The organism is Bizionia gelidisalsuginis (genome assembly GCF_008086185.1).
In the GTDB taxonomy this organism is placed as follows: Bacteria; Bacteroidota; Bacteroidia; order Flavobacteriales; family Flavobacteriaceae; genus Bizionia; species Bizionia saleffrena.
This window is the reverse complement of sequence record NZ_VSKN01000006.1, coordinates 159371-174172: the sequence shown is the minus strand read 5'-3', so window position 1 is coordinate 174172 and position 14802 is coordinate 159371. Positions and strand designations below refer to the sequence as shown.

Annotated in this window: 15 protein-coding genes; 9 read left to right on the top strand and 6 right to left on the bottom strand. The window is 32.9% G+C overall.

Going from position 1 to position 14802, the window contains the following annotated elements; genetic code table 11:
- Positions 1-12: 12 nt before the first annotated feature.
- The 4 genes from ES677_RS06680 to ES677_RS06665 form a co-directional block, all read right to left on the bottom strand.
- Complete coding sequence (locus tag ES677_RS06680) at positions 13-663, bottom strand: FAD/NAD(P)-binding protein (protein WP_148380817.1); 651 nt, start codon at positions 661-663, stop codon at positions 13-15.
- A 180-nt stretch (positions 664-843) separates the two neighbouring features.
- Positions 844-1401 (bottom strand): hypothetical protein, encoded by a 558-nt coding sequence (locus ES677_RS06675; RefSeq protein WP_148380816.1) that lies wholly within the window; start codon positions 1399-1401, stop codon positions 844-846.
- A gap of 308 nt (positions 1402-1709) precedes the next feature.
- Entirely contained in the window at positions 1710-4364 is a 2655-nt protein-coding gene (locus tag ES677_RS06670; protein WP_148380815.1) for an AAA family ATPase, read from the bottom strand.
- Complete coding sequence (locus tag ES677_RS06665) at positions 4361-5137, bottom strand: hypothetical protein (RefSeq protein WP_148380814.1); 777 nt, start codon at positions 5135-5137, stop codon at positions 4361-4363. Before ES677_RS06665 ends, ES677_RS06670 begins: the two co-directional genes overlap by 4 nt.
- 317 nt (positions 5138-5454) lie before the next feature.
- Between ES677_RS06665 and ES677_RS06660 the strand changes: the two genes are divergently transcribed.
- The 9 genes from ES677_RS06660 to ES677_RS06625 all read left to right on the top strand — a co-directional run bounded on the left by ES677_RS06660 (position 5455) and on the right by ES677_RS06625 (position 12065).
- Positions 5455-5817: a hypothetical protein gene (locus ES677_RS06660; RefSeq protein ID WP_148380813.1), complete on the top strand. Its 363-nt coding sequence runs from the start codon at positions 5455-5457 to the stop codon at positions 5815-5817.
- 123 nt (positions 5818-5940) lie between these two features.
- Positions 5941-6339 (top strand): DoxX family protein, encoded by a 399-nt coding sequence (locus ES677_RS06655; RefSeq protein ID WP_148380812.1) that lies wholly within the window; start codon positions 5941-5943, stop codon positions 6337-6339.
- A 7-nt stretch (positions 6340-6346) separates the two neighbouring features.
- Positions 6347-6772, top strand: a complete 426-nt coding sequence (locus ES677_RS06650) for a sulfur reduction protein DsrE (protein WP_148380811.1) — start codon at positions 6347-6349, stop codon at positions 6770-6772.
- A 59-nt stretch (positions 6773-6831) separates the two neighbouring features.
- Positions 6832-7452, top strand: a complete 621-nt coding sequence (locus tag ES677_RS06645) for a TlpA family protein disulfide reductase (protein ID WP_148380810.1) — start codon at positions 6832-6834, stop codon at positions 7450-7452.
- Positions 7453-7541: 89 nt separating this feature from the next.
- The gene (locus ES677_RS15270) at positions 7542-7688 is read left to right on the top strand and encodes a hypothetical protein (protein ID WP_170234425.1); all 147 of its coding nucleotides are present in this window, start codon (positions 7542-7544) and stop codon (positions 7686-7688) included.
- Positions 7689-8019: 331 nt separating this feature from the next.
- Positions 8020-8832 carry an META domain-containing protein gene (locus ES677_RS06640; protein WP_148380809.1) on the top strand — a complete coding sequence of 271 codons (813 nt, stop codon included), beginning with the start codon at positions 8020-8022 and terminating at the stop codon, positions 8830-8832.
- Between the two features lie 23 nt (positions 8833-8855).
- The gene (locus ES677_RS06635; RefSeq protein WP_211357865.1) at positions 8856-9866 is read left to right on the top strand and encodes an NAD-dependent epimerase/dehydratase family protein; all 1011 of its coding nucleotides are present in this window, start codon (positions 8856-8858) and stop codon (positions 9864-9866) included.
- Between the two features lie 218 nt (positions 9867-10084).
- On the top strand, positions 10085-10627 hold the full coding sequence (locus tag ES677_RS06630) for a ferritin (RefSeq protein WP_148368834.1): 543 nt from the start codon (positions 10085-10087) through the stop codon (positions 10625-10627).
- 769 nt (positions 10628-11396) lie between these two features.
- Complete coding sequence (locus ES677_RS06625; RefSeq protein ID WP_148380808.1) at positions 11397-12065, top strand: hypothetical protein; 669 nt, start codon at positions 11397-11399, stop codon at positions 12063-12065.
- A 23-nt stretch (positions 12066-12088) separates the two neighbouring features.
- Here the strand turns inward: ES677_RS06625 and ES677_RS06620 are convergent, their stop codons facing one another.
- Positions 12089-13477, bottom strand: coding sequence for a T9SS type A sorting domain-containing protein (locus tag ES677_RS06620; protein ID WP_148380807.1), 1389 nt, complete (start codon positions 13475-13477; stop codon positions 12089-12091).
- 136 nt (positions 13478-13613) lie between these two features.
- Complete coding sequence (locus ES677_RS06615; protein ID WP_148380806.1) at positions 13614-14801, bottom strand: THUMP-like domain-containing protein; 1188 nt, start codon at positions 14799-14801, stop codon at positions 13614-13616.
- Position 14802: the final 1 nt, after the last annotated feature.

Genomic DNA, 14802 nt, shown 5'->3' with positions numbered 1-14802 from the left:
GGCTTTTTTGATTTAAATTTTCAGTTTTAAAATCCTTGTTTTGTTTTTTCTTTTTCCTATTAAAATTACAGTTTGATTGTTAACGTTTCCATTATTCACTTTGTAGTAAACCTTTGATTCTTTATTATCAATTAATTTCTTATAGTCAAAATCTCCATCCTTGTTAATTTTAACCATAAATAAATTGGATTTTTTAGCGTTAGTCTGTCTAAATGCAATTCTATTGGCACTTAATTTTTTGATTTTATCTGAGCAATTAATGAAGAAATAAGAATCTTCACCAACAGGTATAGAGGTGTAAAAGCTATTACTTAAACCTGTTTGTCTTTTATTTATGTTTCTAGCCCATTTTAAATTTCCGTCTTTATCCATTCTAAGACTTATTATATCGTCGAAGTTATAGGAGGGCAAAGACTCAATGTATAAGGTTTTAGTATTAATAGCTTTGCGCTGGTCTAATTCTAAAATCCGCTCTGTAATATTAATCCAGTTTGATGGGTTTTGGTCTAAATCATAGATAGCTCCATTGCCAAAATTACCAGTCGTTCCAAAGAGTGCTATATGAATATCGGTAAGAGCGTTCTCTTTAGCCAATTCAATAATTAACCGTTCTAAAGCATAGCCACCTCTGGGCCCAATACCAATAATTCCGACGTTCCTCATAGTGTTATCTCCTTCGTTTTAAATGTAACCAACAGTTTTGTATCTGGGGTGTTTCCAATTGGTTAAGAACGAAAGTTAGCAAATAAATATGAAATAGAGAATCTGAAAGTGTGTTTTGTAATAGGGTACCCCCTTTTTTTAGTTACATATAGTGGTACTAGAGTCTAGATTTTTATTAGATTAAAAGCGATACCCAATTCTTAAATGTAAATTCACTGCCACATCAGGTTCACTTACTAAAACGACATTATCCTTGTTAAAGTAATGTAAGTAACCAACGCCAATTCCAGTTTCATAATTAAAATGATTACCAATATTTCGTCTTATTCCCCAGGTTGGCACAATCGAAATATCACTAATAAAATTAATATTCTGCTCGTTAGAAATTACAAACCAATCCGGGTGATATGTCGTCTTTATCGCAATAAAATTCCCGCTATTACCATCTGTTCTTCTCGATTTATTTTCTCTTTTGTTTAAATTATAATACCAACGCGGTTCTAGTGTAATGGTTGGACTTAGTAGAAACCCCTCTATAACATCACTACCATAAATACCAGTATCAAGTCCAATCTCACTTCTTAAAGCGATTTGGTTAGATAATTTCGCCTCATTATGCACCCAAATGCCTAATAAACCTGTTTGTATTCCATAAACAGATTTCTCCACGCTCGCATTTTGAGAGTGACCAATAAAAGTGATTGCGCAAAGCGCTAGGGTTAATACTATTTTTTTCATAAAGTTAGATATAAAATTTATAAACTAATGTTGAGATAAGTGTTTTTTAAGTTAGGGTGTTGTTTAGGGTGTTGGTGTGTTTATTGTTAGTTGCGGATTAAGCGCGAGCCAAGTAATTAATTAATATTATGTGATGTCAATGGTTAGTTATTTTCGATTTACTTTCGGATACTAATATCCGATTAAGATTCTTCATCCAAATAAGTAATTTTTTATCAAAATATTTATAAAGTGAGAAGCTTTCAATGTAATAAGTTGTGATTTTCTTACTCAAGTTGCTAATAATTTTTTATCCGGAGCTATCGTAATTATTTCTGTTTATGTAATTCAGTTTCTAACTGAATTAGATTATTCAGCACTTCTTCCACAATTAATGAATCAAAATCATCTCGGTCTGACTCCTCGTGTGTCCCCTTGTTAAGGTAGTTCCAAATTTGATTGTTAGATGTTTTAAGACCAGTGAACCACGTGAGAATGTTTAAACTCTCTTCAAAATCAGATACTTTTAAGGCAGTTAATTCTTTTCTTAATGAAGTGACAATTCCCATTAAGTCAGGTGGTAAATATGGTGCTCTTACTTTATAGCTTATTTGAAAAACATATTTTTTTGAAGCTCTACGCCATAAATCATTACTCAAATTTTCAAGAGCTCTTCTACATTCCATTAAACAATCCCTATAAGAATGTTCCTCAATATGTTCAGAAGCCTTATTTAAATATTTCTTCGTTGTTTCTATTTTTCGAACGGTTTTTGAAATTGGCTTTAAAAATGTATACAATTTGCATTCATCTTTGTATCCTTTTTTTGTAAAATGAATATTTTCAATATCCTTAATATACTCTTCTGAATGAGAAGTAATAATAATTTGTCTTTTATTAATAACTGGATTATCAAAAAGCAATTCTCTTATTCTGCCCCTATGATCATCATCTATGGCATTAACAATATCATCAAAGATTATAAATGGAAGTTTGTCTTGAACAACTTTCGCAAGTAATATTGATAGACCAAGACACCTTGTGTGTCCTTCGCTTAAAATATGCATTGCATCTAATTCAACTTCTGGCTTATCCTGAAAAGAAACTTTTACTCTATCTCCTGCATTAGATGGCAAAACAATTTGTTCAATTAACTCAAATTTACTGTCCCCTCGATTTATGAAGTTGTAAAATTCTTTGGTTAATTCATTCAAGTTTTCTACAAGTGATAAGGGTAGTTCTCTTTTGTACTTATTGAGTTTCTGTAGTAACGTGCTGTATGCTTCAATGAACTTTTTATTATCCTCTAATATTATTTTCTCTTTTGCTATGTCATCAATTAAAGCTTTATTCTTGGTGTCAAAATCTGCTACAGCTTTTTTTGCTGTGTTAATTATTTCCTGATGAGATTTTATACTTGATTTTAGGCCGTCAATTTCTTTTTTTAATTTAGTTAAAGCGGTCTTTTCATTTTCTAAGACTTTTTGATTTTCAAGATGTTTATTTGTGTTTGTATTTGAATCCTTGGTTTTTTGGTCAAACACAAGCAAAGAATCTTTTTGTGATTTTATATTCGCAAAAAGCCTTTTCACATCCTGTATATAATCTTTTTGCTCGGACTTTTCCTTTTGAAAATCTTTAAGTTGCTCTGGAACTTCTACATTAACTTGCACTTGTAATTCAGAAGCACTTTTTTTCCGACTTTCAAAGTCATTTGAAAAGCTATAAACATCAGAAACAAGTTTACTCCAAGCATTATCCCTGTCTTGCTGAATTTTCGCAATTCCCTTAAGCTCTTTTAACTTGACTCTTGCATTATTGTATGGATTTACCTTTGTTTGCTCAATAGGCGTTTCACATACTGGACATTTATCCGATATCGTTTCTTCAAAATTCTGAACCAATTTAAAAATTTCTACAAAGCTTACTTTATCCTTCTCTTGCTCAAACTTTGTGTTGTTTTCTTCAAATAGAGTTATGGTTTTTTCAATTTTTGAAACAGATTCTAATAATTCGCTTGTAGTTGTATGATTAAATAATTTCCCTTTTGGTTTTTGCAATTCGTCACCAATAAGTTCAATCCTGCCTTTTACATCTTGATTACCATTGATGTATAAATCTAATTCATCAAAAGTCTTATTCAGTTTGCTATTTTCTGCAATAGATTTTTTTTGCCCTTCAAATTCGGATTTCTTTTCCGTTGAGCTTTCTATATTTTGCTTTTGACCTGTTAATTCTTGGAATTTTCCATCAAGTTCTTTTTGTTTTAATGATTCTACAGGAATTTTCCCCGAAATATTTTCTGTAAATCCATTAATGAATGAGTTAAACTCATCCAAACCAAATAGGGTAGCTAATAAGTTCTCTTGTTGTCCTTGGGTTTTAGAAGAATATCGAGCAAAATCGATAATCCTATTCTTCTCAATAAAACAGAAATAATAACTGTCTGGACTAACTTTGATGTCAACTATTTCTCCTTTTGAATTTGCTCCTGTCAATACAGGTTGCGAAGACTTTGCAGTATGAAGATTTGTAATATATTGTTTTACGTCTATTCGTTTTGCGTCCGCTTCACTCAAATAGCCAAGTAGTGAATATTCCAATGCTTCACAAAAGCTGGTTTTTCCACTTCCATTTGGGCCATACACCAAGACTTTGGGTTTGTCAAGGTTAAATAATTCCTTAGATGCGAATCCTCTGAAGTTTTCTATTTCAATGCTATTTATTCTCGTAATATCATTAGTACTGGCTTTAGTTTCATCTTCTATTTTTGGTAAACTTTTGCTTAGTTTATCTCTATTTTGATTAATTAAATCATTTAACAATAAAGCTCTTTTTCCGGCTGCGGTGCCAACACTAGCAACTGAAACAAAATTGTCTGAAATTAAATTAATCAACTTTATTTCATAAGGTGTTAACTCATCAGGATTTAATGTTCTGATGAACTGGTTATATTGAGATTTTATTTTGTTGAATGACGTCATTGGATTTTGGATTTAGTAATATTAGGGACTTTAAAATCCTCCCATTTTGGCCAATCTTTTAGATTTCCTTTTACCCCGAAAGTTGCTTTAAGGTTGTCATCTGAATTAAAAAACTCTTCGTAGATATTTGGGTTTGTCTCACTATTAAGTTTGCGATTGGATTCCTCTAAAATTTGGAGCAGTTCCATTCCTAAAATTGCAACTTTTGGATTCTCCAATTCTGAATTTTCAGTTGCTATTGACACTTTATTCATCAAATCTTTAATAAAATCTATGTAATAAATTATCCTTTCATTTTGAACCTGGAATAATTCGTGCTTTTTATTTTTAGTAACTTTATTTAATTCAATCTTATTTTTTATTGTTTCTATATTCTTTTGAAATAATTGATAACTTGCTTTCCTGCAAGCTTCTTCATCAGAAATCGATTGACCCTCTTCAAGAAATTTTTTAAATCTGTTTACTATTCCTTTATCAAGTTGGTTCAATAAAGTCTGAAATGAGTCACATTCAATATCGTGCATAAACTTATTTCTTACAATCATTAAAAGGTCAAATTCTGAATTCTCTTCTTTTGATAAAACTTCAATGTCATACAGTAAATCAATTTTATTTTGAAAACTGATTTTACCTTTATTACTGAATAATCTTGTTTTTATCTTTTCATCATAAATCCCAAGATTTAATAGAACTAAATCATTGATTATCTTTTCAATAAATAGAGAGTATATAAGTATCCTGCTCCTTAGTTCAATATTTAACTGTTTTTCCATCTTCATTAGTTTTTTAGAAATCAATTACTCGAAGTGCATCGTTAGTTTATACTTGCTTAAATACCAAATATCAACAACACCAAATCACCACCCATAACCCTTATTCAGGTCATAAAGCACTATTAAGCATCATTAATAAAAAGCTATTGGTTTAGCACCTTTTTAGTGTGGTGCGCTTATTAATTAGTTAGCGGGGCTAATATAAAGAAACAAAGTATATAAAAATTAAAATAACAGCAGCATTTTCTGGGCAATACCGTTAAAACTGTAACAAAGGTTACAGACGGGGTTATTCCTTTTCGTTATGTTTGCTACTTATGAGTATTAAAGGTTACATAGCATTATTTATGGTTACTGTTTTTATGGCGAAATTTACCGCCGTAAATGCTAATGGCCTCAACTTTCTATTTAATGATAGTGGGATTGCTTTTGTAAATTTTCATTGTAAAAAAGACAATGGGTTTCATAAAAAAACCGTAAAACTGCCGGTTATTACCGCTCAAGTCTCTAGTCTGGAGGTGATTGCTTTAAATAGCGATTGTACAACGCCCTTTAAATTGGAATTGTTTACTTGGGAGGCGAAACAACCGCTTTCAATTATGGTGCACAACGATTATCTCACTTCTAAATTACGCTATATGTATTTAGATAGCGTTTCACCGCCTCCGTGCGCTGCCTAAACGTTTTATGATTTAAAACATGCCTATAATTTAGGGAGGAATCCCTTTTCTACGAGAATTAGCAGTATAGCGCGGGCTTAAACTACACACTTTTAGTTTTATTTAAACATTTATTATTTATTAATGACGACAACAATTTCAATTAGTCGTCGCTCTATTCAGTTATTACGTGTTTTTGTTAGTGGTATTTTTTTGGTTGCAGGAACGAATCATTTATTACACATCGACAAAACAGTACAGCGTGTAGAAAGCGCTAGTTTTAAAGGTCTCGCTTATTTTTTTGGCGACCCCAAATGGCTAGTTATTCTATCGGGTATTGTAATGCTAACGGCTGGTTTTATATTCTTAATGGGGTATAAAACAAAATGGGCGGCACTTATTTTGATGGCGGTTTTAATCCCCATTACACTAACGGTTCAAGTGGGACAAATTACCACGCTGGGCCCTTTATTTAAAAACATAGCAATTTTAGGCGGACTTCTATTTTTTATACTGAACGACACCGAAACACTCTTAAAATAATTTATATATGAAAACATACGTTTTAAACGCACTACTATTATTTACTGTACTTTTTGGAAGCACAACACTACGAGCGCAAAAAGCTCAAGAACTTAACACCCAAAACTATGTGGTACTCACCAAGAAGCTACCACAACTAACCCCTATAATTTTAACTGCGGAAGCGCTTAAAGTAGAAGATGGACGCGATTTTGGGAGTTTTAAAGTGATTATCTGCGGAAAAGATATTGGCGAGATTACAACCAACGAAAATATGGAAGATTATATTAAAAGGGCAGAAGCTGCCCGTGTGGAACTGATTGCTTGCGGATTTTCGTTACAGAAATTTAAAATCGATACTGCAAAAGTGCCGAAAGCGATGAAAATAGTAGAAAATGGTATTCTTTATAACTTTCAGCTTCAGAAGCACGGTTATAAAAGTATAAGCTTATAGTGACCGTGCTTTATTCAGGGTATTAAAATTAATTCAGAACAACTAAAAAAACAATTCAAATGAAAACTAATAATAAGAATACAACTAAGAAAACGTGGATTCAATATGGTGTTTTTGCCCTTATTGCTATTACACTTTACGCTACTGGTTTACACACCGAAGTGATTGGTTTTGCACAACGCGGGCTATTGGCTACGGGGGTAATGAATCCAGATGTTAAAGAGTTGGTTATGGCTCAAGAATCTGCAAACACGACCGATGCACCAAACCTTACAAAAGCTGATATGAATTTCAATTTATTGGATAGCGACGGCAACGTGACCTCTTTAAAGGAATTAAAAGGAAAGGTGATTTTTATAAATTTATGGGCCACGTGGTGTCCGCCGTGTATTGCCGAGATGCCAAGTATCAATACACTCTACGATACTGTGGGAGACGATGTTGCTTTTGTAATGTTGTCCTTAGATAGAAAGTTTGAAACGGCAAAAGCTTTTAACGAACGCAAAGGGTACGGTTTCCCTATATATGCACCGGCAGATGCTATTCCGGAAATGTATAACACCAACTCTATACCGTCTACTTATGTTATAGATGCTAAAGGTAATTTAGCATTAACACACCGCGGTATGGCCGACTATAGCGATCCTGAATTTATAGAATTCTTGTATTCACTAAAGTAAAAAGAGTATATTAAACTGTTTCAAGCGCCCTTCACTTTTACTAGGGGCGCTTTTTTTGTGTATCTTGCGTCCGAAAAAAACAGTATATAATGTCTAAAAAAGGACACCCTAAGAATACAAAAAATAAGTCTAAGCACACCAAGCTAATGACCCAGAAAAAGAACAAGCTAAAATCTTCAAAAGAGCTGCGTAAGGAGCGATTAAAAGAGATTATATCTAAATCTAAGGAGGAGTAATTCTATACTAATACACTTTACTAAACGGAGTCCCTTTCCTATTTATTCGAGGTTTTGGCATAAGCCTTGAGTTTTCTATTGCTATAATAACAGGTTTTTTTTTATCTCATCAGGAAAATAACGGTGTATAAAGCCTTTTAAAATAGTGAGATTTAAAAAGACTGTGTGTTTTATCTACACTTAAAAAACACTCGAATACTATGGTTTTAGCCACCCATAAAAAAGGAATTGAAACTATTAAATTTAACAATACTTTACTATTTTTTACTTTATTTTATTCCGTAGAAATATTAGCTTTACGTAACACATTATTTAAATAAAACCATCACATATGAAAACTAAAATCTTTACAGTATTGCTCATTGCCACAGTGATTATGGGTTGTAAATCTGATAAAAAAAACGCTACTGAAATGTCATCACCAGACACTTCAATGGTTGATATTACCGATACACAATGGACCTTAATGACTTTGGAAGGTACTGACTTAGAAAACGCTGAACAGAACGGGCAAGTGATACATTTTACACTAGTTTCGGAAGGGAATCGCGTTAGCGGATTTGCAGGATGTAATACGTTTACAGGAAACTATACTATAGAGGAGGGTAATCGTATTTCTTTTAATGCCTTGGCAACAACGCGTATGGCGTGCCCCGATGCTAAAATTGACGAAAAAAATGTTTTAAGTGTCTTTGAAATGACGGATAATTATACGGTATCAGGAGATAAACTAATGCTGAATAAAGCGAAAAGAGCACCTTTAGCAGTGTTTTCTAAATCGGATTTAAACAGTCAACCAATTACTCAAAAACACTGGAAACTAAAGACTTTACAAGGAAAAGAGGTTACTAGGGTTGAGAACCAAGACAAAGACATCTATTTTATGTTGCAGTCGACTGAAAATAGAGTAGAAGGTTTTGCAGGTTGCAATTCTATAACAGGAAGTTACACTTTAGAGCAAGGTAACAGAATTACGTTTACAAACGTGGCTACCACGATGATGGCGTGTCCCGATGTAAAAGTCAATGAGGCAGAATTTTTAAAGATTTTTGAAATTGCAGACAATTACACCATTAATGGAGACGAATTAAGTCTTAACGTTGGAAGACGTGCTCCTTTAGCAGTATTTGAAGCCGTAAAATAATAATAATTTCGCACATCTTTTAAATGATAAAAAAGGCAATACTTTTAACAGGAGCTTCTGGTACAGTTGGTTACCAAACACTTTTGCAGCTTTTAGAGAGAGATACGTATACTATAACTGTTTTCGATAAAAAAAATGAAATGTCCGTTAAACGATTATCGCCTTTTTCGGATAGGATAGAAATAGTTTACGGTGATATTACAAATACCGTCGATGTTGAAAAAATAGCAGCAAATAAAGATGCCGTAATTCATTTAGCAGCGATTATACCGCCTATCGCCGATGAGCATCCAGAGTTAGCAAAAAAAGTAAATACAGAAGGCACGCGTATTTTAATTGAACAACTTGAACTCCAGTCTCCAAATACCTTTTTTATTTACAGTTCATCAATTTCTGTGTATGGCGACCGACTAAAAACACCATACATAAACGTAGGAGACCGATTACTCCCTAGTAAGGGCGACGCATACGCTGTAACAAAGATTTTGGCGGAAAAAATTATTCAAAATAGTAATTTAGATTGGACGATATTTAGATTGGCCGCTATTATGGGGGGACATAAAATGTCTAAATTAATGTTTCACCAACCTTTAGATACATCTTTAGAAATAGCAACTCCACAAGATACGGCACGGGCTTTTGTGAAAGCAATTAATAAACAAGCGGCAGTCTCTAAACGCATTTTTAATTTGGGTGGCGGGGAGAGTTGTCGTATTTCTTATGAAGGTTTTTTAAAGCGCTCATTTAAAATGTTTGGATTGGGAGCCTTAAATTTTCCCGATAAAGCATTCGCAGAAAAGAATTTCCATTGTGGTTTCTATGAGGATGGAGACACTTTAGAAGCTATTCTTAATTTTAGACAACATACACTAAACGATTATTTCGCATTAGAAAACGCTAAAATTTCTCCTTTAAAAAAAGCAGCGGCTTCTGTTTTTAAAAGGCCCGTAAAGTGGTATTTATTAAAACAATCAGAACCTTACGAATCTATAAAAAATGACGATAAGGATCTTAAAGAATTATTCTTTAATTAAAGTCGTCTAAACGCTTTTTATTATTACTCTCACTTTTTTAATAACTGTACGCCTATAAACTCTTAATGAAATGCTAATACCACGCCTATATTTTTATTAGAGATTAAAATGTAGTACTTTAAGGTATTAAGTAATTAAGCAAGTTAACGTCAGTTTTATGACTGTTTTTTGTGAAAACTCAGGCTTAAATTTAACCAATAATTAAAATTAATTCAACTATGGCAAGTAAAAGGATTTCAGATCAAATGGAGAAGCTATTAAATAAACAAATGACGCGAGAAGCTTATCAGGCGCAAGTGTATTTGGCTTATGGATCGTGGGCAGAAGTTAATAGTTTTGCTGGAATAGGGGCGTTTTTATACAAGCATATGCACGAAGAACGCGAGCACATGTTTAAACTTTTAAAATATATTAACGATCGAGGTGGAACAGCCAAGATAGAAGCTATTAAAGAAGCACCAGCAAACCCAAAAGATATTGGTGATTGTTTAAAGAAATTATTACAACATGAAATAGATAATTCTAAGGCTATTAATGACATAGTAAATTTGGCCCACGAAGAAAAAGATTGGGCGACCTTTAATTTCGGACAGTGGTTCGTAGAGGAGCAAATTGAAGAAGAAACGTTGTTTAATAGTATTATAGATAAGTATAATTTGGCATCTACTGAGATTGAAGGTAACACAAGTTTATATGAAATGGATAGGGATTTAACCACTGCTTCGCAAGAAGGAGATCTACCTCGTGAAGAAACGATTTAAGGGTTTTACTGAAATTTATAAAAATTTGAAAGGTGTTTGTCTTAATGGATAGACACCTTTTTTTTGTTAAAATATGTTTTAGTTCTTTTTAATAGATTACAGTTTTTAATTTTAAAATGCCTTATATTTACTAAGAGCTCAAAACCAGAACTAATGAAATTATTTATATGTTTTTTTTACTTCTGTGATATAGCACACTCCTGGAAGCTCAAGAATGGACTAATCCTGTAAGTAAAGACTACGGAAAATAAAATGTTACCAAGTAGCTGAATTGCAGTCTGATAAAAATATAGAGTATAAATTAATTTTTGTTATTAATTCTAACTTCGAAGGAAAAGGCGTGAACGCGGCTCTTTGAAAAATCGACTCCCTTTGTATCAACCAATGAGACCTATAAATTGCGATTTGAGAATTCCAATAAAAATGTGGACTTATTAAAATCTTTAAAAGAATGGTGCAGAACTTTTTGTATTTGTGGATAGTTGTTAGCGCAAAACGGTAACACTCTCGAAACAGCAATGAATAGCTATTTTGAAATGTCATTACGTGCCACAACGACCTTAGTACATTGTTAAGAACAAAGGCTATAACTTGATTCCTTAAAAATAATATATGTTGAAGATGGTATTAATTTTTGAATGCTATCAGTAGCGGCAATGGTATTATATAAACAACGGATTGAATCCAATAGCGACTAAAAATGTAGTGACTACTTCATTATTAACTAACTAAATATTAAACTAAATATTAAACTAAATCGAAAATTACAATGAAAAAAGCCAATCAATTTTTATTACTCTCAATTATAACTCTCTTTACCAGTTGCGCCTCAGTTAAGGTGGGAGATGTATGGAAATCGGATGATTTTAGCACAGTTATTAATAAACAAATTATAGTCGTATCTAAATCTCAAGAGGGAACAATAAGCGAATCTTACGAGAGAGAAATCGCAAATCATTTACGAGATAAAGGGATCAATGCTGTTGAACTTTACATTAAATACCCGGCTATAGGCGATCATAAATTAAAAAAACGAGAGGATATTAAGGCTGTTGAAAATAGATTTAAAGCAGATGGTATAAGCGGAATTATCGTGGTCGCGTTGAAAGATGTAAAAACGAAGACTAAAGTTATAACGGAGGGTGGTTATACTCCTTATACCAATGAAAGTAACAAGTCTTTTCTCTCTTTTAGAGCTTACAATGCTGATTTTTATAAAGGGGTACCAACACTAGGTGCTTTAGAAACTCCGGAAACGACCATTGTGCAGAGGTCTAAAACTTATTTCTTGGAAGCTGTTGTTTACGATTTGTCTTTAGCAGAAAACAAGCAATTAGTTGGTGTTATTCAGGCCGATGTTACCGACCCAGAAAACGTGGAAGAAGTTTTAAAAGGATTCTCTAAAATAATAGCGAAGCAGTTTAAAACTAAACAGTAGAAATTTAGTGCTTTTAATAGCTCTTATTGCTTGATCACTTTTTTAGTAATCATTCCCTTGTCTGTTGTAATGTTTAAAATGTAAACACCAGCAGAAAGCGTTTGTGGTTGTATTGTATTATTCTGAGACAAGTCACCTTCTAAAACTAAAGCACCCGTTATAGAGTACATAGAAAATGATTTCAGTTGTGCCGTTGAAGACACGGTAATACGATCTGTAAAAACTGTAGGGTAAACCACAGTTTCAGACACTGTAACTGTATTTTGATCCACCGATAAAAGACTTTCTAAAATAGGGTACCCATCGTTAATAGTAGCATCCCTCGTCCAAGGGTTATTTGAAGAACCGGCATTTAAAAGATCTACGATTGCAGAGTTTTTCATATTTGGAGTTGTTCTACCGCTAATATCTGGAGAAGCAGTATTTCCTAAATATCCACCAACACCATTAGTCATTTGCGATGAATCTAAATCGAAATACGTATTTCCAATTGTAATACTTCCTGTACCATACGCACCAATTGTAGCTCCTGCATATTCTGGAGAAGTAACCGTTCCTGTAGAATACGAATTGTTTAATATTAAAGTGTCGTCCGAACCACCATAAATACCACCTGCACGACCGGAATTGGCAGAAACAATAGACCTAGAATAACTATTATTAATACTATTTTGTGTGTTAGGTGTAAACGCAAACGTACAATAACCTACCAGTCCACCAATTAAAAAACCACCAGACACCGTTCCTTCGCTGTAGCATTCAGAAATAGTCGTATTATTCCAAGCAGTTCCTGCTAAGCCACCCACTTGATTTACGCCAATAACATCTCCCGTTATCGAACATTTTGTCATATGCGAATCAGATAAAACACCACCCACTAAACCACCAATATTGTAACTGGACGCTGTTATAGAAATATTTCTAGCGTGGCAGTTATCCATATTAGAACTTAGTGATAAATTTCTCACTAAAGTACCTGCGGTATCTTCAGCAAGAATATTAGAATTCTCAATAATAATGTTTAAAAAAGAAGCTCCAGTTGTTTGTCCGAATAATCCAACGAAGTCATCATTAGGTAAATTAATCCAAAGGTTACTGATAGTAAAATTGCCTCCATCTACAGTTCCAGAAAAAGGAAAGTCTACTCCAGTGCCTATTGGTGTCCATAAATGCGCATCCAGATCGATATCTGCCGTTATGTTTAAAGTCTTTCCATCGAAAGTAGTACCTTGTTCTACTAACATTGAAAGTCCAGCAAGTGCCTGTTCAGTACTAATTGTAAATTGATTTTGCGTGGCATCGTACCAAGTGACATCTGTGTTATCCGACCAAGAAGTGGTAGGATATACTTGGGCCTCGGCCCCAAAAGATAATGTTAAAATTAACATTAAAGACATGTAAAGTTTACTCATAGTTGTATATTTTTTATAACTAAGTGTAAATATATCGCTTTGATGTTGATATATATAATTAAATTTAAACTATGTTATCAAATTTTTTGAAATGAAATTTATGTTTAAATTTTTTAGATATTATTCGCTTTTATATCTAAGCAGTGATTTTTTTGCACAAAATAATTATTTTTTTGTTGTTATCATTGGTGGTGAAAAACAAGTAATTTTCGCCGCCATCGCTTAATTTTAATTTATTACGAATAGTACTCACCGAATCTGGAAAATTACGTGTTGTAACATTCGCTTTCTTTTCTTTGAAAACTCTTTTAAATTGTTTTAAGTTGTAGTCTAAAACGGTTTCAATCTTAAACGAACGACCAGGAAAATCTATTAAATGCGCGCTAGTATATAAATGGGAATGTTTATGAAGTTTCTTTAACTGCAATTGGTTAGCCACACTATTAAATGCTCCAGATTTTAAAATAGCAGCATTAGGCTCGTATAAGTAGGTGAGTGGCGCGCTATATTCTACAGTAATAAGCGCTTCGTCTTGTAAAATAAAATTAAAAGTGTGAGGTTTAGCTTTCGTTATATTAATTGTTTTTATCTCAATTGTTCCTTCATAGTCTTTTTCAAGCACCCATAACAGCTCCTTAACTTCATTATTTAAAGCCACGCAATAGATCGTTTTAACGTGTCTTAATTCGTTGATTCCGATAGATAAATCTAATAAAGGAGAGGTTTTTATAAGTATATTTTCAGTGCGATTAAAAAGCAGCGCTAAATGCTCTGGAATATTTGGCAAGCAATCACTTAGCATAAATACTTTTCCTTTACTGTCGTTTCGGCGGGAAGGATCGACATAAATTGCAGTATACTTTGTCGTGTTATTTTTTAAATAAGCAATACCATCGGTTTGTTCGCAGTTTATATTATCGGCTTTTAAAACATTGTAATTATGTTTTACGATGTGAGATAAACTTGTATTAATTTCGCAATGCGTAACATGTTTAAATCGTTTTGAAAAATAATAGCAGTCCACACCAAAACCCCCGGTTACATCGATTAATGAATGGCCAGACAATAAATGAGATTTAAATAAAGCCGTAGCTTCAGAAGAGGTTTGTTCTATATTTAATTTATTCGGATAGTATATATTTTCAGCCAAAAACCAGGTTGGTAATTTTTTTTCTGCTTTCTTCTTAGCTTCAATCTGGGCGATGAGCTCTTTAATTTCAAAGGAGGTGTTTTTAACTTCTTTTAAAAGTAAGGACGTAATATTAGAATTTAAGTTATTATTTATAAACTCTTGGTTTTTAGTATTTAAAATAGATATATTCAAA

Excerpts from the sequence above, each read along its gene's own strand:
- ES677_RS06635 (WP_211357865.1), top strand. The coding sequence starts at position 8,856 with ATGATAAAAAAGGCAATACTTTTAACAGGAGCTTCTGGTACAGTTGGT.
- ES677_RS06650 (WP_148380811.1), top strand. The coding sequence starts at position 6,347 with ATGAAAACATACGTTTTAAACGCACTACTATTATTTACTGTACTTTTT.
- ES677_RS06630 (WP_148368834.1), top strand. The coding sequence starts at position 10,085 with ATGGCAAGTAAAAGGATTTCAGATCAAATGGAGAAGCTATTAAATAAA.
- ES677_RS06645 (WP_148380810.1), top strand. The coding sequence starts at position 6,832 with ATGAAAACTAATAATAAGAATACAACTAAGAAAACGTGGATTCAATAT.
- ES677_RS15270 (WP_170234425.1), top strand. The coding sequence starts at position 7,542 with ATGTCTAAAAAAGGACACCCTAAGAATACAAAAAATAAGTCTAAGCAC.
- ES677_RS06675 (WP_148380816.1), bottom strand. The coding sequence starts at position 1,401 with ATGAAAAAAATAGTATTAACCCTAGCGCTTTGCGCAATCACTTTTATT.
- ES677_RS06660 (WP_148380813.1), top strand. The coding sequence starts at position 5,455 with ATGAGTATTAAAGGTTACATAGCATTATTTATGGTTACTGTTTTTATG.
- ES677_RS06625 (WP_148380808.1), top strand. The coding sequence starts at position 11,397 with ATGAAAAAAGCCAATCAATTTTTATTACTCTCAATTATAACTCTCTTT.
- ES677_RS06665 (WP_148380814.1), bottom strand. The coding sequence starts at position 5,137 with ATGGAAAAACAGTTAAATATTGAACTAAGGAGCAGGATACTTATATAC.
- ES677_RS06670 (WP_148380815.1), bottom strand. The coding sequence starts at position 4,364 with ATGACGTCATTCAACAAAATAAAATCTCAATATAACCAGTTCATCAGA.
- ES677_RS06620 (WP_148380807.1), bottom strand. The coding sequence starts at position 13,477 with ATGAGTAAACTTTACATGTCTTTAATGTTAATTTTAACATTATCTTTT.
- ES677_RS06640 (WP_148380809.1), top strand. The coding sequence starts at position 8,020 with ATGAAAACTAAAATCTTTACAGTATTGCTCATTGCCACAGTGATTATG.
- ES677_RS06655 (WP_148380812.1), top strand. The coding sequence starts at position 5,941 with ATGACGACAACAATTTCAATTAGTCGTCGCTCTATTCAGTTATTACGT.
- ES677_RS06680 (WP_148380817.1), bottom strand. The coding sequence starts at position 663 with ATGAGGAACGTCGGAATTATTGGTATTGGGCCCAGAGGTGGCTATGCT.